This is a genomic window from Arthrobacter sp. NPDC058288, from assembly GCF_042880995.1.
Taxonomy (GTDB): Bacteria; Actinomycetota; Actinomycetes; order Actinomycetales; family Micrococcaceae; genus Arthrobacter.
Genome location: NZ_JBHVYH010000001.1, coordinates 471,520 through 489,216 on the forward strand (window position 1 = coordinate 471,520; position 17,697 = coordinate 489,216).

Sequence of the window (17,697 nt, forward strand, 5' to 3'; positions counted from 1 at the left end):
GCCAGTTGGGACCTGTCCTGCCGCCGATTTGTTGGGAGCGGAATCTTCCGGTAGAGTATTTACTCGTTGCCCCCCTAGCTCAGTGGTAGAGCGCGTTCTTGGTAAGAACGAGGTCACCGGATCGATTCCGGTGGGGGGCTCTGAATGAGAGCCTGTGTCAAGGCGGTTATTGACCGGCTTGATGCAGGTTTTTCTCATTCGTGGCGGTGTAGCTCAGTTGGTTAGAGCGCACGACTCATAATCGTGAGGTCGGGAGATCGAGCCTCCCCACCGCTACAGGACAAGCCCCCGGAATCCTTGAGATTCCGGGGGCTTTCCTGTTATCCCCGCGGACCCCGCCGGCTGCCGTCACCGTGACAAGTACAACGTTCCGCAGTAGCTTTGCAGCAATTGGCGGATGGGGATTTCAGTGGACTTCTTTGAAGCGATCATGCTTCCGTTCAAGTGGCTGGTTTCCACCGTCATGGTGGGCTTCCACGATGGGCTGGGCGCCCTCGGTATGCCGGCCGCCGGCGGGTGGACATGGACGCTGTCCATCATCGGGCTGGTGCTGGTCATCCGTGCCGCGCTGATCCCCGTGTTCCTGAAGCAGGTCAACGCGCAGCGCCGCATGCGCCGGCTGCAGCCGGACCTGAAAAGGCTGCAGGACAAGTACAGGGGCAAGACGGACCAGTTGTCCCGCCAGGCGATGGCGCAGGAACAGATGGCCCTGTACAAGGAGCACGGCACCAACCCGTTCTCGGCCTGCCTGCCCCTGCTGATCCAGGCGCCGTTCTTCCTGGCGCTCTTCCAGGTGCTCTCCGGCATCTCCTCTGCGGCCGGCCAGGGAAAAGGCATTGGGGCCCTAAGCCATGAGCAGGTGGTGCAGTTCGATCGGTCCAGCATTTTCGGAGTCCCGCTGTCCGCGTCGCTGCTCCACGGCGGCGGGGGCGATGCTCTTGCGGTTGGCGTGCTGGCCATCGTGATGATCCTGGCCATGACCGCCGCGCAGTTCCTGACGCAGAGGCTGATCATGACCAGGTACGCCTCCGTGGAGGCCATGGCGGGTCCGGCGGTGATCCAGCAGAAGATGATCCTCTACGTCCTGCCGCTCATCTTCGGCGCCGGCGGCATACTGTTCCCCATCGGCGTCCTGATCTACTGGACTGTTTCCAACCTGTGGACGCTGGCCCAGCAATTTGTGGTGAGGGACCGGGCTGCCGGTCGCGGTCAAGGGCCCTGATCACGCTGGTTCGGCAGGAGCCCGTAAATTTCCTGCACGGTGGGTAACGCGTTGCGGCGGGCCGGAAACAATACAGATAGAAAGAGGGCTCAGGACTACTCATCAGGGGGATATGGTGCTTTCCGAGCATGAACTGGCGTTCATAGCCTTACACAAGGACAGCTATCCAACGGTCTTCAGTTTCGTGCGCCGGAGGGTGGAATCCCCGGAGGTGGCGGAGGAAATAGCCGCCGACGTCTTCCGGGTGGTGTGGCAGAAATGGGGCGACCTACCCAGGACGGAGATCGCGTGGCTGCTCACCGTGGCCCGAAACATGATCGGCAATGCCTACCGGACCCGCGACCGGCAGCGGGCGCTGCAGGAGAAGCTGCGAGCCACAGCGGTCCTGAGCTTCGGCGACGGATCCGAAAACCTGGCCGTGCATGATGCACTGGCCGGTCTGCGGGAGAAGGACCGGGACATCCTCCAGCTCGCCTACTGGGAAGGGCTGGGCACGGCGGAAATCGCTGGCGTGCTCCAGTGCAGCGAGTCCGCCGCGAAAGTTCGGCTGCACCGGGCGCGGGCTGCGTTCCGGAAACAGATGCCAGCTGGAGCGGAAACGATCACACAGAGGATGGGTGCCTGAAATGGATCCGATCAAGAACATGATTTCCGCGACGGATCCCGTGCGCAACGATCCGTCCATGCCCGACGGCGAAGCGGCCCTTCGCCGGATGCTGGCCGAACCAGCCGCGTACAGCGACCGGCTCGCGGCCGGTGCCACGTCGCTCGAGGAGCGCAGGCTGCGGCGCGCCCGGCTGGCCGGTGCGATCACGCTGGCTGCGGCGGCTGTCACCGCTGGGGTCCTGGCGGTCAATAACCTCGGGCCGATGGCATCCACGCCGGGACCGGCCACCACCGCCACTGCATCGGCAAGTCCGGCAACGGCGACCCCGACGCCGGGTAGCGCGGCAACGGCGACGCCGTCGCCAACCACCCCCTCGCCGGTGCTGGCGACCTTCGTCTTTCCTGACGGGCACCTCTCCTTCAAATACCCCGAAGGGTGGAGCGTGCGGACGGAGCAGGGGCCGTACCTGGCCGAGGAGTCGAAGGCAGGTTCCGTGGTTGCCGTGGTGGCTGACGGCGCGGGCGCCGAGGTGGCCCGGGTGCAGAGCGGGATGTATGGCGACGGGGCGGCGGGCAGCGTCAAGCGGACCGTTTTTGACACTGCCCCGGTGCCGGGAATCACCGACGTTTCGGGGAACCAAGCCGGGTTCGGCTTCGCCTCGGACCAGATCCTTCCCGTCTCATATCCCGGGATGCCGGAGCCGACGCAGCCGGCGGACAATGCCTCTGTCTATTACTTCATGGACGTCCGGCTGACCAAGGAGTTCCTGCCGACGCAGGAGGGTTCGGGTACTAACCAGGTGCCCCTGCCCAACGGGATCATGTCCGCCTACGTGGTGTTCGATTTCGAGAAACAGCCTGTCTTCGCCACCCCCGAGGCGGCGAGGGAGTGGATGGCGGGCGAACGGTACGCACAGCTGAAAGCGCTGCTGCTCAGCCTCAAGTACTCGTAAGCTGGGTCAATGACGCGCATCGCAATCATCGGCGGCCACGGCAAAGTGGCTTTGGAACTGGCCAGAATCCTCGCGGCGGACGGGAAGGACGTCACGTCCTTCTTCCGCAACCCGGACCACACTGAGGACGTCGCAGCAACCGGCGCCACGCCGTCGGTCCTGGACGTAGAAAATACGACGACGGCGGAACTCGCCGGCGCACTCAGCGGCCACGACGCCGTGGTGTGGTCCGCCGGTGCCGGCGGCGGCAGCCCCGAACGCACCTATGCCGTGGACCGGGACGCAGCGATCCGGTCGATGGACGCGGCGGCTGAGGCCGGCGTCGGGCGCTATGTGATGGTGTCCTACTTCGGTGCGGGGCCGGACCACGGAGTCCCGGCGGACAACAGCTTCCACGCGTACGCCGAGGCGAAGGCCGCCGCGGACCAGTACCTCCGCGGCACGGACCTGGCCTGGACCATCCTGGGCCCGGGAACCCTGACGGACGGCCCCGGCAACGGCCTCATCGACGTCAATCCGGCGGACACTTCCACGGGTACGGCCACCTCACGGGCCAACGTGGCACTCGTGGCGGCCGCCGTCCTGGGCCTGCCGGACACCGCGGGCCGAACCATCGAGTTCCGGGACGGCAGCCTCCCGGTCTCAGCCGCGCTGCAGCCAGCCCACTAGCCGGAGAGGCCCCCGCCGGGCACCCGATATCGTGGGGGAGGCGCCCGCGCGTGACGGCGGCGCCTCCGCTTCGGGGAAAGTGAGCCTATGGACCAGTTGGCACTTATTATCGGACTCCTGCTTGCCACAGTGGTGGCGGTGGGTCTGGGGGATAGGCTCCGGCTGCCCTATCCCGTGCTGATGCTGATCCTGGCGGCCTCCCTGACGTTTATCCCCGGCTTCCCGGAGATGGACATCTCCCCGGAGCTGATCCTGCCCATCTTCCTGCCGCCGCTGCTGTTCGCGACGGCCCAGCGCAGTTCCTGGGCCGTGTTCCGGGTCCGCTGGCGCACGCTGGTCATGCTCGCCGTGGCCTTGGTGGTGGTATCCACGGCAGCAGTCGCCGGTGCGGCCTGGCTCATGATTCCCGGCATCGGGATCCCCGCCGCGATCGCCCTGGGCGCCATGGTGGCTCCGCCGGATCCTGTGGCCGTGGAGTCCGTGGCCGGCCGGGTGCATATGCCCCGGCGACTCATTACCGTCCTGCAAAGCGAGGGCCTCTTCAATGATGCGGCCGCGATTGTGATCTTCCAGGCTGCCGTGGCGGCGGCCGTATCCGGCAGCAGGATAGGGCCCGACGTCGTCCTCAAGTTCCTCGTGGGGGCTGCGGTTGCGGTGCTGGTGGGCATCGCCATGGGCTGGGTGACGGCGCTGATCACCCGGTTGGTGGCCTCCATGGTGGCGCGCAGCGCGGTTACCCTGGTTGTGCCGTTCGCGGCCTACATCCTGGCCGAAGAGGTGCACGCCTCAGGCGTGATCGCCGTCGTCGTTACCGCCTTGGAGATGCAGCGCCATTCGCGTCCGCAGGACGCCGCCGAACGGGTCACCCGCACGGCCTTCTGGGACGTGGTGGAACTCCTGGTGACCGGACTGGCCTTCGGGTTGGTGGGGCTGGAAATCCGCCAGGTCATCCACGACGAAGGCACCGGGATTTACGGCATGATCGGCAGCGCGGTGGTGGTATGCGTCATCGTGTTCGCCGTCCGGTTCCTGTGGCTCGGCCTCCTGGCGGCCTCGGCACGCAAACGGGAGAACCTGCTGCAGCCCACCTCGGCCAAGGAGGTCCTGATCCTCACCTGGTGCGGGATGCGCGGCCTGGCCACCCTGGCGCTTGCGCTGGCACTGCCCCTGACGCTGGATGACGGCACGCCGTTCCCGGCGCGGGACCACCTGCTGGTCATCGCGTGCGCGGTGCTGCTGGCCACGCTGGTGCTGCCGGGCCTGACACTGCCCTGGCTGATGAAAGTCCTGAAGGCCACCGGGGACGGTTCGGAGGAACGCGACGCAGCCAGGGTACTGGCGAAGCGGGCGCAGCAGGCCGCCGTCGTAGCCCTGAAGGACAACGACCTCATGAAGGAGCTCCCGCCGGAGAAGGTGGCGCTGGTCAAGGAGAAGATGACTCGGCTGCACGCAGAACTCCTGGACGGAAGCCTGAAGAATGAATCGGTGGGGGAGAAGCGCAAACGCGGCCGCGAACTGGCCATTGCCGTGCAGACCATCGCGCTCGATGCCGCCCGCCAGGAAGTGGTGGCGGCGCGCAATGAACCGGACATGGACCCGGAAGTGGCGGACCGCGTGTTGCGCCAGCTGGATCTCCGCACCATGATCATGCCGGAGTAGTCCGGCGCGAACGGACACTTGAGGCCCCGGAATCCAGGGCCGCAACTGTCCGTTCGCGCTCTTGGCACGGGGCATCCTAGGCGGTGGCTGCGAGCTCCAGGTCGAGGGTGTTCTTCTCCACATAATCCAGGGCGCACCGCACCGCGCCCACGGTCACGATTGAGTCGCCCAGGGGGGAAGCCGCCACGGTGGGCGGAGTGGCGGTGAAACCGGGAAGCCGTTCGCTGATGGGTTCCAGCAGCACGCCTGCCGAGTTGGCCACGGCGCCTCCGATGACCACCAGCTCAGGGTTGATGATGGTGGCAACGGCCCCGATGACCCTGGCCATTCGGTCAGCCAGCCGCTCCAGGATCTTCAGGGCAACAGCATCCCCTGCGGCGGCAGCGGCGAAAACGTGTTCCGCCTCGACGGTGCCGGCTTTATGCTCCCGGAGCGAGGTTTTGGCCTTCCCGGCCAGGGCCTCCGCAGCCCAGGTGCGCGCCAGGTAGGCGATACCGTAGGTGTCCCCCACGCCCTCCACCATGTCAAGGAACGCCAGCTCGCCGGCACCGCCGCCCCGGCCGTGCAGCAGCCGCCCGCCGTCGATCACTCCCGAGCCGAGGCGTTCGCTGGCGAGGATAACCACGACGTCGTCCACGCCGGCCGCCGCGCCGCGCCAGCGCTCACCCAGGGCGGCGAGGTTGGCATCGTTTTCCAGCAGCACCGTCCACCCGCGGAGGTCCCGCAGTGCCGCCTTCAGGCCGACGTCGAACAGTCCCCAGAAGTGCTGGGTCACCAGCACCTCGCCGTTGCGGTCCACCGGTGCCGCGATTCCGGCGCAGACGGCGAGCACCGCGTCAGGGGAGGCCCCCACGCTGTGCAGGGCCATCATGGCGGTCCGGTCCACCACGGCCACCCGTTCTTCCGCCGTGATCTCCGCGCCGGCAAACGGCTGGCTGGACCGGCCCAGGGCCTTGCCGCGGAGATCGGACACCACCACGGTGGCCTTGGAGATACCCACGTCCATGCCCAGGACGTATCCGGCGCGCTCGTCGAGCTCGAACCGGCGCGCCGGCCTGCCCTTCTGGTAGCCGCCAAAGGCCCGCTGGTTTTCCAGTTCCCGGATCCAGCCGCGCTCCATAAGGTCCTCGCAGACGGAAATAGCCGTTGCCCGGGTCAATCCGGTGGCTTCCATGACTTCCGTCACCGTCACCGCCTGGGAAGCGCGCATGAAGTCCAGCACCGCCCCGGCGCTCACCCGGCGCAGCAGCTGGGGCGTTGCAGCAGTCATTTCCGACATGGTGTTGACCTCTCTGTGCTTTGCACCACATAATACTTGAGGAACTAAATTTAGATTCCAAATAAACGTTGATTGTATATACACAGAGAGCCTGGCGGGTCGGACGGCCGCCGGACGCCGGCTCTTCTCCCAGCCCTTCACCCGCCTTTTGCAAAGGAGCAACTGTGAACCGCATCCTGAAGCACTGCCCGCCCGCACCGCAGGCACAGCCCCGTCATCCCCGCACGTCAGCCCCTGCCCAGTGAACGCGGTACTACCCGCGTCGCCGCTCAGCCGGCGTGCACTGCTCCGGGCGGCAGGCCTGGCCGGGGCCGCACTGATGGTTCCTCTCTCCGGCTGCGGCGCCACGCCTGCGGCACAGAACGGGGTCACCACGCTCCGGTTCATGCAGAACAAACCCGAAGTGGTGGAGTACTTCAACCAGGTGATCAGGGACTTTGAGGCGCTGAACCCGGACATCCGGGTGGTTCAGGACTTCAACGAGGGCAACTTTGTTCCGGGCCTCGTCCGCAATGATCCGCCGGATGTGGTGACCCGCGGTTTCGCGCAGGCCACCGCCGACTTCGTCAAGAAGGGCATCTTCGCCGACCTCGCGGACATGCCCGTGGCAGACACCATCGACCCGAAGATGCAGGAGCTCATCAACTCCTGGGGCCAGTACAAGGGCACCGAGACCAGTGCCCTGCCCTTCTCCCTTGCGGCAGCCGGCGTCATCTACAACCGGGACATCTTCGAAGCCCAGGGCGTCTCCGTACCCACCACGTGGGACGGCTTCATTGCCGCCTGCGAAAAGTTCAAGGCGGCCGGCATCACACCGATCTACGGAACGTACAAGGACCCCTGGACCCTCGCCCAGGGCATGTTCGACTACGCGTCCGGCGGCACGCTGGACGTTGCGGACTTCTTCACGAAGCTCAATGCCAAGGGTGCCGGCATCACCAAGGACTCCGCCGAATCATTTGCCAACAACTTCGGCCCGGCCCTCCCCAGGATGCTCCAGCTCGCCTCGTTCTCGCAGAACGGAGCGGCCAGCAAGAACTACGCGGACGGTAACGCCGCGTTCGCCAAGGGGCAGGCGGCCATGTACCTGCAGGGCCCGTGGGCGCTGTCGCAGCTGGTGGCAGCCAACAAGAACATCAGGCTGGGAACGTTCCCGCTGCCGGTGACGAACAACCCGGCGGAGACCAAGGCACGCGTGAACGTGGACATGGCGCTGTCCATCACCCGCAACACGCCCAACATGGCTGCGGCGCGGCGGTTCGTCAACTACCTGCTGGAACCGTCCGTGGTGAACACGTACAACGAGAAGAACGCTGCGTTCTCGCCGCTCAAGGACGCTCCCGCCGTCAGCAATCCGCAGATTACCGGGCTGAACGCAGCAGTCGAAGAGGCCCGCTACTTCCAGGGTGCCGTTACCTACTTCCCGCCGTCGGTGCCCGTGAACAACTACATCCAGTCCTTCGTGTACAGCAAGAACGGCGAACAGTTCCTCTCCGCGCTCGACGACGAATGGCGCCGAGTCGCCGAGCGTACCGCGGTCTGACCCCCACCCCGAATGCAGGAGCCTCAATGACTACAACATCCCGGGTGGCCCGGACAGCCCGTCCCGCAGCACCCCAGAACCCGACGTCCGCCCCCGCCGGCACGGTCCGGACCAGGAGCAGGATCGACCCGACATATTACTGGATGGTGGTGCCCGTCCTGGCACTGTTCGCCTTCTTCATCACCCTGCCGGCACTCGTGGGCGTCTTCTTCAGCCTCACCAACTACGCCGGATACGGAGACTGGAAGTTCATCGGACTGATGAACTACATCAACATCTTCAAGGACCCCGCCGTCCTGCAGTCCTACATCTTCACGTTCGTGTTCGCCCTCACCACCACGGTGGTGGTCAACGTCGTGGCGCTCGCCATCGCCCTGGGCCTCAACGCGAAGATCAAATGGCGCACCGGCATTCGCACCGTGTTCTTCATCCCCATGGTGCTCTCCGCCCTGATCGTCTCCTTCGTTTTCAACTACCTGTTCTCCAACACGCTTCCTGTGCTGGCCGAACGGTTCGGCGTCACCCCGCTGGCCACGAGCATCCTCGCCAACGAGAACCTTGCGTGGCTGGCCATCGTGCTCGTCACGGTGTGGCAGGCGGCGCCGGGCGCCACCATCATCTACCTGGCGGGCCTCCAGAGCGTCCCGTCCGAGGTCTACGAAGCCGCGGACCTCGACGGCGCGGGCAGCTTCCGGCAGTTCGTCAGCCTGACGCTGCCGTTGATCCTGGGGTACCTCGTGATCAACGTAATCCTCGGGTTCAAGGGCTTCCTGGGAACCTACGAGATCATCGTGGGCCTCACCGGCGGAGGGCCCGGCATGGCAACGCAGTCCGTGGCCATGCGCATCTTCTCCGGCTTCACGGGCGGCGACTACTCCTACCAGATGGCAAACGCCGTCATCTACTTCCTGATCACCTTGCTGATCTCCGTCATCCAGTTGCGCCTGATCCAGCGCCGGGGGGTTTCACTCTAATGACCGCATCCACACTTGCCGCCCCGAAGGCGTCCGAACCGAAGGCTCCTTCCGCCAAGACCCGCCGGTCCAACAGCGAGGGCTTCAAGATCAACTGGTGGCTCACCGCGCTGATGCTGGCCGCGTCGTTGACCGTCCTGCTGCCGCTCTACTTCACAGTGGCCATGGCACTGAAGTCCCCGGACCAGATCGGCACCGGCACGGGCCTCGCCTGGCCGGAGCCGATGAACTGGGAGAACTTCGCTGCCGCGTATGTTGCCACCAACTTCCCGCGGGCCTTCATGTCCACGGCGTTTGTGACTGTGCTGAGTGTCCTCGGCTCGCTGGCCAGCAGCTCCCTCGTGGCGTACGCCATTGCGCGGAACTGGAACCACCGGTTCTTCCGGGGTTCGTTCGTCTACCTGCTCTCCGCAATGTTCATCCCGTTCCCGGTGATCATCCTGCCCCTGATCAAGCAGACGGCGCTGCTCGGCCTGGACAACCCTGCGGGCGTCGTGTTCCTGCACGTCCTCGGCGGCATCTCCTTCAACACCCTGCTGTACATCGCCTTCGTCCGCTCCATCCCGGTGGAACTGGAGGAATCGGCCCGCATGGACGGTGCCACCACGTGGCAGGTGTTCCGGAAGATTATCTTCCCGCTGCTGGCCCCCATGAACGCCACCGTCGGAATCTTCGCCTTCCTCGGCTCCTGGAACGACTTCCTCCTGCCGCAGATGATGATTGCGGATCCCGCGCTGCAGACCCTGCCCGTGGTGCAGATGCTGTTCCAGGGCGAGTTCAACACCAACTACAGCCTCGCCTTCGCGTCCTACCTGATGGCCATGGCACCCACCCTGGTGGTTTACATCCTGGCGCAACGTTGGGTACTGTCCGGAGTCATGCGCGGTGCAGTGAAATAGGACGCAGTCAAGCAGGGCGCAGTTCCCGGCCCATCCATTTTTCCCGATACCAAAAACAACTAACCCAAGAAAAGGAATCTCCTTTGTCCACCACCGCCACCCTGGCAACCCTGTCCGACTCAAACCTCGCAGCCGATCCCAACTGGTGGCGCCAGGCCTCCGTGTACCAGATCTATCCGCGCAGCTTCTCGGATTCGAACGGTGACGGCCTGGGCGACATCAAGGGCATCACGGCCAAAGTGCCGTACCTGAAGGAACTGGGGATCGACGCCGTCTGGCTCAGCCCGTTCTACCCGTCCGCGCTCGCGGACGGCGGTTACGACGTCGACGATTACCGCAACGTCGACCCCAAGCTGGGCACCCTGGAGGACTTCGCCGAAATGTCCGCCGCGCTGCACGAAGCCGGCATCAAGCTCATCGCGGACATCGTCCCCAACCACTCCTCGAACCGGCACGAATGGTTCAAGGAAGCACTCGCCGCACCGCGGGGCTCCGCCGCCCGCGAACGCTACATCTTCCGCGACGGCAAGGGCGAGAACGGCGAGCTGCCGCCGTCGGACTGGGACTCCGTCTTCGGCGGTCCCGCCTGGGAGCGCATCACCGAACCGGACGGCACGCCGGGCCAGTGGTACATGCACATCTTCGCCAAGGAGCAGCCGGACCTGAACTGGTCCAACCGCGAAATCCGCGACGACTTCCTGAAGACCCTGCGCTTCTGGTCCGACCGCGGCGTGGACGGATTCCGCGTGGACGTGGCGCATGCCCTCACCAAGGACCTCACCGAACCGCTGCTCTCCAAGGTCGAACTCAGCGAGGCAAACACCGGCACCGACGGTTTCGCCGACGGCTCGCACCCGTTCTGGGACCGTGACGAAGTCCACGAGATCTACGCCGAATGGCGTGAGGTGTTCAACGAATACAACCCGCCGCGCACCGCCGTCGCCGAAGCATGGGTGCACGCCACCCGGCGCGCCCGCTACGCCAGCCCGCAGGGCCTGGGCCAGGCGTTCAACTTCGACCTCCTGCAGGCCGATTTTGATGCCGAGGAGTTCCAGGAAATCATCACCCGGAACCTCGCCGAGGCAACGGCTACCGGCGCATCCTCGACGTGGGTGTTCTCCAACCACGACGTCGTCCGGCACGCCACCCGCTATGGCCTCCCGATGGGCGGCGGTGTCCACGCCAAGGGCCAGGACGGCAAGGGCTGGCTGCTGGCCGGCGCGCCCGCCGAGGAACTGGATGTCGAGCTCGGCCTGCGCCGCGCCCGGGCGGCCAGCCTGCTGATGCTTGCCCTCCCGGGCTCGGCCTACCTGTACCAGGGCGAGGAACTCGGCCTGCAGGAAGTGGCCGAGATCCCGGACTCGGAGCGCCAGGACCCGTCCTTCTTCCGCAACAAGGGCGTGGAGATCGGACGTGACGGCTGCCGCGTGCCGCTGCCGTGGGCCACGGATGGAACGTCCTTCGGCTTCGGCTCCGGAGATGCCCACCTGCCCCAGCCGGCCTGGTTCGCACGCTACGCAGTGGACGCCCAGGACGGCGTGAAGGGCTCCACCCTGGAGCTGTACCGGAAGGCACTGAAGCTGCGCCGCGAGCTGCAGACCGCCGAAGAGCTGGAATGGGTGGAGACCGGCAACCCCGAGGTGCTGCACTTCAGTCGCCACGGCGGCTGGCAGTCCGTGACCAACTTCGGTGCCGAGCCGGTGGAGCTCCCGGCCGGCGAGGTGCTGATCAGCAGCGCCCCGCTGGACGGAAAGCTGCTGCCCGGCAACACCACCGTCTGGCTGCGGTGAGCACTCCTGTGAACGGACAGGCTGGCCGGGCGCAGGGGGAAACCCCGGCGCCCGGCCAGCCCGGCCAGGAGCTGATCTACGGTTGCATGGGCCTTGGCGGCAGCTGGTCACCTGAGCCGTACGCCGCTGAGCACGTGGAGCAGGCCGCCGCCGCGATCGACGCCGCCCTGGACTCGGGCATCACGCTGTTCGACCACGCGGACATCTACCGCAGCGGCAAGTCCGAGGCCGTCTTCGGTGAAGTCCTCTCGATCACGCCGGGGCTGCGGGAACGGATCCGGCTCCAGACCAAGTGCGGCATCCGGCTCAACGAGCAGGGACTCGAAACGCACTACGACCTGAGCCGCGACGGGATCCTCGAGCGGGTCAACGGCAGCCTCAAGCGGCTGAAGACCGACTACGTGGATGTCCTCCTGCTGCACCGCCCCGACCCGCTGGCGGACCCCGCCGAGGTGGCGTCCGCCGTCGGGCAGTTGATGCAGGAAGGCAAAGTGCGGCAGGTGGGCGTGTCCAACATGTCCGCCCCGCAGATTGAGGTGCTGCAGGACCACCTGGAAACGCCGGTGGTGGCCAACCAGCTGGAAATGAGCCTGCTGAAACGGGCCTGGCTGGAAAGCACCGTGCTGGTGAACCATGCGGAGGGGCTGGATTACAGCTTCCCGCACGGCACCGTGGAGTTCTGCAGCCGGCGGGGGATCACCCTGCAGGCCTACGGGGCGCTGGCCCGGGGACACTACAGCGGAGCTCCGCCGGAAAGCCCGACGCAGGCCGAGGCCGCCACTGCGGCGCTCGTTGCCGACATGGCTAAGGCCAAGGGAACCACGCGTGAGGCCATCCTCCTCGGGTGGCTCATGCGGCATCCGGCCGGGATCGCGCCCGTGATCGGATCGGCCAACCCGGACCGCATTCGTGCCTGCGCCGGAGCGGCCCGGGTTGCCGCGGCCATGACCCGCGCCGAGTGGTACCGGCTGTGGGTCACGGCCCGGGGGAGCAACATCCCCTAAGTGCCCGCTCAGCCCAACTAGGTCGCAGTAGATGTCGTTATGAGCCGTCTAAACGACATTAACTGCGACCTAGTTGGGTGGGGGGACTACAGCGGTGCCACCACCGAGTACGTGGAGGAGTCGCCCTGCAGGGCCTGGCTAGGCTTGCCGTCGATGCCCACGGGGACGTCGCCGGCGATGGTCACGCGGTTGAGCTTGCGCGGCTGGCCGTCATAGTTGTCGGGGGCGTAGTGCTGGGTGATGCGGTTGTCGAAGAGCACCAGCTGGTTCGGCTCCCAGTTCACCCGCACCACGTTCTCCGGCCGGGTCACGTAGACCTGCAGCAGCCGGATGATGTCCTTCGACTCGGTGTTGGACAGCCCCACGATCCGCAGCCGCTGCGCGAAGCCCCCAATGAACAACCCGCGCTCGCCGGTCAGCGGGTGGACCCGGACCACCGGGTGGGCCGTCTCGAACTTCAGCCGGGTGAACTCCTTGCGGCGCTTCTCAGCGTTCTGGTGCTCCAGGTTCTTGGGCACCGAGTAGTCGTAGTCGTTTGTGTGGATGGCCCAGAGCGTGTCCGCGAAGTTCCGCAGCTCCCCGGGCAGGTCGCGGTAGGCGCCGGCCGAAGACGCGATCAGCGTTTCGCCGCCGTACGCGGGGAGGTCGATGCTGCGCAGGGTGGAGGCCTGGGGCGGGTTGACCACGAACGTGACATCCGTGTGCCAGTTGTTGGCGGAGCCGTTTTCGCTGTCCACCGGCAGGACGTTCTCCTCGCCTTCCACGGAGGCCACGGTGGGGTGTGCCTTCGTGAGGGGACCGAAGTGGCTGGCGAACTTCACCTGTGCCTCGTCGGTCAGGATGTTGGCCTCGCGGAACACCAGCGCCTTGTGCTCATTGAGCGCCGCCCGGATCTGTGCGACCGCCTCGGCGGAGAGGTCACCGCTGAGGTCCAGGCCGCGGATCTCAGCCCCGATGCGGGAGCCCAGCTTGGCGAATTCGAGCTTGGTTTCGGTGATGGTGGTCATTGCTGTTTCCTTACTGGTTGGGTGTGACGTTGCGGTTAGTTGCCGGACCCGACGGCGGTGCGCCAGCGGGAGAAGTGCCGTTCCAGGGCCACGAGCAGGATGTTGACCGCCAGCCCAAGGATGGAGACGGTGAGGATGCCGGCGTACATGTCAGGGATGAGGAAGCTCATCTGTGAATTCACGATCAGGTAGCCAAGCCCGGCCTTGGCACCCACCATTTCGGCGGCGATCAGCACCAGGATGGAGGACGTGCCCGCCATCCGGATGCCCGTGAAGATGGTGGGGACGGCGGAGGGCAGGATGACTTTCTGGAAGAGCCGGAAGCTGTTCAGCCCCAGCGACCTCGCCGCCCGGATGAGCAGCGGATCCACGGTCCGGACCCCGGCGATGGTGTTCAGGAGCACCGGGAAGAAGGCCGCGTAGGCCACGATGGTGATCTTCGATTCCTCGCCGATGCCCAGCAGCAGCGTGAACACCGGGAGCAGTGCCAGCGTGGCCGTGTTCCGGAACAACTCCAGCAGCGGATTAAGGAACGAGCTCAGCCAGCCATACCAGGCGATCAGCAGCCCTAGCACGACGGCGGACACCACCGCGATGCTGAACCCGGACACTGAGCGGGTGAGGCTTGCCTGCAAGTGGCTTTGCAGCTGCCCCGTTTCCAGCAGCTTCCAGCCGGCTGCGAGGACTTCATGCAGCGGCGGCAGGAACACCCGGGTGGACGGGCTTGCCAGGTACGTCGGGCCGAATTCCCACAGTGCAAGGAACAGCAGCACGGCAAGTGATTTCCAGCCGGCCCGTCCGGCGAGACCGGCCAGGGCAGCAAACCTGGCCGCCGGCGTCGGGCGCTGTCCACTTTCGGGACCGGAACCTGTCAGCAGGGAAGGTTCGACGGCGGCAGCCGCCTCGGGCGGTCGGGTCAACACTGCGCTCATCAGGCAGCGCTCCTTTCCTGGGGTTGTTCGTCGGGGGCCGTGCCGTCGGGGAGGATCTTGCGGTGTCCGGAGTCACGGGCGAGTTTGACCTCGTCATGCAGGAGTGACCAGACCTGGTGCCGGTGTTCCACGAAAGCCGGGTGGGAGCGGACATCGCCTTCGCCGTCGCGGTCCGGGATGTTGATGTCCACGAACTCCTTGAGCCGGCCCGGGCGCGCGCTGAGCACGGCCACGCGCTGTCCCAGATAGACGGCCTCATCGATTCCGTGGGTGATGAAGACGATGGTCTTGCCAGTGGCCTTCCAGATCCGCAGCAGTTCGTCCTGGAGTTGCTCGCGGGTCTGCGCGTCCAGGGCTGCGAAGGGTTCGTCCATTAGCAGGATGTCCGGCTCATAGGCGAGGCTCCTGGCAATGGCCACGCGCTGCTTCATACCGCCGGACAATTCATGGGGGTAACGGTCCTCGAACCCCGCCAGCCCCACGAGGTCCAGGAATTCGCTGGCTTTCGCGGCCCGTCCCTTACGGGAAAGGCCCGAGTCTTCCAGTCCGATGGAGACATTGGCCGACGCGGTCCGCCAGGGAAAGAGCGCGTATTGCTGGAAGACCACTGCGCGGTCCTGGCCGGGGCCGCTCACTTCCTTGCCGTCCACCAGCACGCTTCCGGAGGTGGGCCGGGAGAGTCCCGCCAGCAGATCAAGCAGCGTTGTCTTGCCCGAACCGCTGGGGCCTACCAGTGTGAGGAATTCGCCGGCGGCGACGTCCAGGCTGAGGTCATCCAAGGCAGTCAGCACGGACGGACCTGCCTGTTTGCGGTTGCCCTTGCCCTGGCGCACCGCGAATTCCTTGGTGACGTTCCGGAGGCTGATTTTCGGCGTCATGGTTGTCCTTTCGTATTGCTGCTGCTGTTACTGGTACCGGCGCGCTGCCTGGTACCGGCGCTCATCCGGTCACCAGGGCGTTGAACTCGTTGGTGTAGAGCTTCTTCGGGTCCAGCTCGCCCTTGATGATTCCGGTGTCCTTGAGCCACTTACCCCAGCGGGTGAAGTCCTCATCCTTGATTTCGCCCTTGGCGGGAACGCCTACGCTCTTCCAGTACTGCAGCGCTGCCGGGTTTTCGTTGCGGCCGCGTTCCTGCAGGATCCTGGTGAAGCGGGCGATCACTTCTTCGCGGGGCGTGGTCCGCTCCCATTCGATGGCCTTGGCCACGCCCGTGGTGAATGTCCGGGTGGTGTTGGGGTTCTTCGCGATGAAGTCGGTGCGGAGCACGTAGGGGCCGCCGGCGAAGGTGCCAAAGAGTTCGGCGTCGCTGAACACCGAGCGCAGGCCGCCGCCGGCGATTGCCTTGTCCTGCAGCACGCCGCCCAGTGAGCCGGCGTCCACCTGGCCGCGGCGGATGGCTTCCTCGGTGTCGTTGGGCGGCACCACAACCAGCTGCACCTGCTTGATTTCCTCGGCGCTCAGGCCGTTCTTTTGCAGGTAGGTGTTGATGACGGCGTCCGCGTGTGCGCCGAGCGTGTTCACCGCGATCTTCTTGCCGATGAAGTCCCGGGCGCTGCGGATGGGACTGTCGTCCTTGACGTAGAAGCCGTTGAAGGTCTTCTCGTCTTCGCCGTAGTAGTTGATGACGGCCTTGACCGGGGCGCCGGCTTCCACCAGCTTCACCACCGCTCCGGCGAACGCGCCGCCAAAGTCCGTCTGCCCGGTGGCCGCGGACTGGATGTCCTGCGGGCCGCTGGTGGTGTTGCCCACCCAGTTGAGCTTGATGTCGCCCAAATAGCCGAGGTCCTGTGCCAGCTCCGGAAGGGTAACGGCATTGGCAGAGCCCTGGTAGCGGAGCTCCTTGACCTCGGTGGCGCCGTCGTCGCGTCTTCCGCCGGCTTCGGCTGCGCCGCCGCAGCCCGACACCGTCATCGCGATGACGACGGCGGCCGCGGCACTCATGATGGTCAGGTGTCGTTTCATTCGGGGTTCCTTTGTGAGGGAGGGGGAAGTTTGAACTGAAGGATGCGGTGGCCGTTTGCCTGCCGCTGGAACGATGTAAGCGCACCTTCCGGGGCGAGGGGAAGCGTTGCTGTCACGCCGGGAAACCCGCGGAAATGCGCGGAAACAGGGCGAAACGGCGGGTCACAAGACGCCCCGTTTCGCCCGGTAACGGCCCGTGAAGGAGTTTGACGTGCCGGCCATACCGGATTTTGGTCGTATTGTTCGCGGTATTGTTCCGAGGCGGGCGGCTGTTACTTAGCGTTGGAGGGCTCCGGCCGGATACGGTAGGAGTATGACCACCTCTACCTCCGCCGCCGTCGACACCGTGCGGCCCGAACGAAACATCCCCGCTGAAATTGCCCGTTCGTGGCTTTTGGTGAACGCAATGAAGCCTGAGCTTTTTGACGTCTCGGCCGTGTCGCGCGCGGATTCGATCATTCTTGATATCGAAGATGCAGTGGACCCCTCGCAGAAGGATGCGGCCCGCGAGAACGTCGTCAACTGGCTGACCGCCGGCGGCCAGGCCTGGGTCCGGATCAATGACGCCACCAGCCCGTTCTGGGCCGCTGACCTCGCCGGCCTGCGCGGTACCCCGGGCCTGCTCGGCGTCATGCTGGCCAAGACCGAGTCCGCGGACCAGGTCACCGAAAGCTACCACCGCATGGACGGCAAGACCCCCGTGATTCCGCTGGTGGAATCCGCCGTCGGCATCGAGGAAGCCAACAACATCGCCAAGGCACAGGGCGCCTTCCGCCTCGCTTTCGGTTCCGGCGACTTCCGCCGCGACACCGGCATGGCGGCCACGCCCGAGGCGATGGCGTACCCGCGGGCCAAGCTGGTTGTTGCCAGCCGCGTGGGCAACCTCCCCGGCCCCATCGACGGCCCCACGGTGGGGACCAACCACCCCATCCTGCGCGAGCAGACCGGCATCACCGTGATGATGGGCATGACCGGCAAGCTCTGCCTGGCCATCGACCAGACCAACGTCATCAACGAGGTCATCAGCCCCACGCCGTCGGACGTCGCCTGGGCCACGGACTTCATGGCCGACTTCGAAGCCAACGGCCGCGTCATCCGCGACGGCTCCGACCTGCCCCGCCTGGGACGCGCCGAGAAGATCATGAAGCTCGCGGTAGCCTTTGGGGTGCAGCCGGCAATCTAGCGCCGCCGCAGCCCC

Annotated in this window: 16 protein-coding genes and 2 tRNA genes; 13 read left to right on the forward strand and 5 right to left on the reverse strand. The window is 65.9% G+C overall.

Annotation, left to right across the window (positions count from 1 at the left end; all coding sequences use genetic code 11):
* The first annotated feature begins 68 nt into the window (after nucleotides 1–68).
* The 7 genes from ACFVWT_RS02155 to ACFVWT_RS02185 all read left to right on the forward strand — a co-directional run bounded on the left by ACFVWT_RS02155 (nucleotide 69) and on the right by ACFVWT_RS02185 (nucleotide 5,109).
* Nucleotides 69–140 (forward strand) — tRNA-Thr (locus ACFVWT_RS02155).
* Between the two features lie 62 nt (nucleotides 141–202).
* A tRNA-Met gene (locus tag ACFVWT_RS02160) sits at nucleotides 203–276 on the forward strand.
* 121 nt (nucleotides 277–397) lie between these two features.
* Nucleotides 398–1,222 (forward strand): membrane protein insertase YidC, encoded by an 825-nt coding sequence (yidC, locus tag ACFVWT_RS02165; RefSeq protein ID WP_390244834.1) that lies wholly within the window; start codon nucleotides 398–400, stop codon nucleotides 1,220–1,222.
* Between the two features lie 112 nt (nucleotides 1,223–1,334).
* Nucleotides 1,335–1,847 (forward strand): RNA polymerase sigma factor, encoded by a 513-nt coding sequence (locus tag ACFVWT_RS02170; protein WP_390244836.1) that lies wholly within the window; start codon nucleotides 1,335–1,337, stop codon nucleotides 1,845–1,847.
* A gap of 1 nt (nucleotide 1,848) precedes the next feature.
* Nucleotides 1,849–2,781, forward strand: coding sequence for a hypothetical protein (locus ACFVWT_RS02175; protein ID WP_390244838.1), 933 nt, complete (start codon nucleotides 1,849–1,851; stop codon nucleotides 2,779–2,781).
* A gap of 9 nt (nucleotides 2,782–2,790) precedes the next feature.
* Complete coding sequence (locus ACFVWT_RS02180; RefSeq protein ID WP_390244840.1) at nucleotides 2,791–3,450, forward strand: NAD(P)H-binding protein; 660 nt, start codon at nucleotides 2,791–2,793, stop codon at nucleotides 3,448–3,450.
* An 87-nt stretch (nucleotides 3,451–3,537) separates the two neighbouring features.
* Complete coding sequence (locus ACFVWT_RS02185; protein WP_390244842.1) at nucleotides 3,538–5,109, forward strand: Na+/H+ antiporter; 1,572 nt, start codon at nucleotides 3,538–3,540, stop codon at nucleotides 5,107–5,109.
* A gap of 76 nt (nucleotides 5,110–5,185) precedes the next feature.
* Here ACFVWT_RS02185 and ACFVWT_RS02190 read toward each other — a convergent pair whose 3' ends face one another.
* Nucleotides 5,186–6,388, reverse strand: a complete 1,203-nt coding sequence (locus ACFVWT_RS02190) for an ROK family protein (protein WP_390244844.1) — start codon at nucleotides 6,386–6,388, stop codon at nucleotides 5,186–5,188.
* Nucleotides 6,389–6,629: 241 nt separating this feature from the next.
* Here ACFVWT_RS02190 and ACFVWT_RS02195 point away from each other — a divergent pair, with 241 nt between their 5' ends.
* The 5 genes from ACFVWT_RS02195 (at nucleotide 6,630) to ACFVWT_RS02215 (ending at nucleotide 12,598) form a co-directional block, all read left to right on the forward strand.
* Nucleotides 6,630–7,931 carry an ABC transporter substrate-binding protein gene (locus ACFVWT_RS02195; RefSeq protein WP_390244846.1) on the forward strand — a complete coding sequence of 434 codons (1,302 nt, stop codon included), beginning with the start codon at nucleotides 6,630–6,632 and terminating at the stop codon, nucleotides 7,929–7,931.
* A 26-nt stretch (nucleotides 7,932–7,957) separates the two neighbouring features.
* Nucleotides 7,958–8,905: a carbohydrate ABC transporter permease gene (locus ACFVWT_RS02200; protein ID WP_390244848.1), complete on the forward strand. Its 948-nt coding sequence runs from the start codon at nucleotides 7,958–7,960 to the stop codon at nucleotides 8,903–8,905.
* Nucleotides 8,905–9,804: a carbohydrate ABC transporter permease gene (locus tag ACFVWT_RS02205; RefSeq protein WP_390244850.1), complete on the forward strand. Its 900-nt coding sequence runs from the start codon at nucleotides 8,905–8,907 to the stop codon at nucleotides 9,802–9,804. Before ACFVWT_RS02200 ends, ACFVWT_RS02205 begins: the two co-directional genes overlap by 1 nt.
* 83 nt (nucleotides 9,805–9,887) lie before the next feature.
* Entirely contained in the window at nucleotides 9,888–11,594 is a 1,707-nt protein-coding gene (locus ACFVWT_RS02210) for a glycoside hydrolase family 13 protein (protein ID WP_390244852.1), read from the forward strand.
* Between the two features lie 71 nt (nucleotides 11,595–11,665).
* Nucleotides 11,666–12,598 (forward strand): aldo/keto reductase family oxidoreductase, encoded by a 933-nt coding sequence (locus tag ACFVWT_RS02215; RefSeq protein ID WP_390247041.1) that lies wholly within the window; start codon nucleotides 11,666–11,668, stop codon nucleotides 12,596–12,598.
* Nucleotides 12,599–12,684: 86 nt separating this feature from the next.
* Here ACFVWT_RS02215 and ACFVWT_RS02220 read toward each other — a convergent pair whose 3' ends face one another.
* The 4 genes from ACFVWT_RS02220 to ACFVWT_RS02235 all read right to left on the reverse strand — a co-directional run bounded on the left by ACFVWT_RS02220 (nucleotide 12,685) and on the right by ACFVWT_RS02235 (nucleotide 16,499).
* Nucleotides 12,685–13,605 carry a TauD/TfdA dioxygenase family protein gene (locus ACFVWT_RS02220; protein ID WP_390244854.1) on the reverse strand — a complete coding sequence of 307 codons (921 nt, stop codon included), beginning with the start codon at nucleotides 13,603–13,605 and terminating at the stop codon, nucleotides 12,685–12,687.
* Between the two features lie 35 nt (nucleotides 13,606–13,640).
* A complete protein-coding gene (locus ACFVWT_RS02225) occupies nucleotides 13,641–14,537 on the reverse strand; it encodes an ABC transporter permease (RefSeq protein ID WP_390244856.1) in 897 nt (298 codons plus the stop codon).
* Nucleotides 14,537–15,415, reverse strand: coding sequence for an ABC transporter ATP-binding protein (locus ACFVWT_RS02230; RefSeq protein ID WP_390244858.1), 879 nt, complete (start codon nucleotides 15,413–15,415; stop codon nucleotides 14,537–14,539). The genes ACFVWT_RS02225 and ACFVWT_RS02230 overlap by 1 nt, the downstream gene beginning before the upstream one ends.
* 61 nt (nucleotides 15,416–15,476) lie before the next feature.
* Nucleotides 15,477–16,499 (reverse strand): ABC transporter substrate-binding protein, encoded by a 1,023-nt coding sequence (locus tag ACFVWT_RS02235; RefSeq protein ID WP_390244860.1) that lies wholly within the window; start codon nucleotides 16,497–16,499, stop codon nucleotides 15,477–15,479.
* 313 nt (nucleotides 16,500–16,812) lie between these two features.
* Here ACFVWT_RS02235 and ACFVWT_RS02240 point away from each other — a divergent pair, with 313 nt between their 5' ends.
* Nucleotides 16,813–17,682, forward strand: coding sequence for an HpcH/HpaI aldolase/citrate lyase family protein (locus ACFVWT_RS02240; RefSeq protein WP_390244862.1), 870 nt, complete (start codon nucleotides 16,813–16,815; stop codon nucleotides 17,680–17,682).
* Nucleotides 17,683–17,697: the final 15 nt, after the last annotated feature.

Excerpts from the sequence above, each read along its gene's own strand:
- ACFVWT_RS02205 (WP_390244850.1), top strand. The coding sequence starts at position 8,905 with ATGACCGCATCCACACTTGCCGCCCCGAAGGCGTCCGAACCGAAGGCT.
- ACFVWT_RS02180 (WP_390244840.1), top strand. The coding sequence starts at position 2,791 with ATGACGCGCATCGCAATCATCGGCGGCCACGGCAAAGTGGCTTTGGAA.
- ACFVWT_RS02225 (WP_390244856.1), bottom strand. The coding sequence starts at position 14,537 with ATGAGCGCAGTGTTGACCCGACCGCCCGAGGCGGCTGCCGCCGTCGAA.
- yidC (WP_390244834.1), top strand. The coding sequence starts at position 398 with ATGGGGATTTCAGTGGACTTCTTTGAAGCGATCATGCTTCCGTTCAAG.
- ACFVWT_RS02185 (WP_390244842.1), top strand. The coding sequence starts at position 3,538 with ATGGACCAGTTGGCACTTATTATCGGACTCCTGCTTGCCACAGTGGTG.
- ACFVWT_RS02200 (WP_390244848.1), top strand. The coding sequence starts at position 7,958 with ATGACTACAACATCCCGGGTGGCCCGGACAGCCCGTCCCGCAGCACCC.
- ACFVWT_RS02240 (WP_390244862.1), top strand. The coding sequence starts at position 16,813 with ATGACCACCTCTACCTCCGCCGCCGTCGACACCGTGCGGCCCGAACGA.
- ACFVWT_RS02175 (WP_390244838.1), top strand. The coding sequence starts at position 1,849 with ATGGATCCGATCAAGAACATGATTTCCGCGACGGATCCCGTGCGCAAC.
- ACFVWT_RS02170 (WP_390244836.1), top strand. The coding sequence starts at position 1,335 with ATGGTGCTTTCCGAGCATGAACTGGCGTTCATAGCCTTACACAAGGAC.
- ACFVWT_RS02235 (WP_390244860.1), bottom strand. The coding sequence starts at position 16,499 with ATGAAACGACACCTGACCATCATGAGTGCCGCGGCCGCCGTCGTCATC.
- ACFVWT_RS02230 (WP_390244858.1), bottom strand. The coding sequence starts at position 15,415 with ATGACGCCGAAAATCAGCCTCCGGAACGTCACCAAGGAATTCGCGGTG.
- ACFVWT_RS02190 (WP_390244844.1), bottom strand. The coding sequence starts at position 6,388 with ATGTCGGAAATGACTGCTGCAACGCCCCAGCTGCTGCGCCGGGTGAGC.
- ACFVWT_RS02220 (WP_390244854.1), bottom strand. The coding sequence starts at position 13,605 with ATGACCACCATCACCGAAACCAAGCTCGAATTCGCCAAGCTGGGCTCC.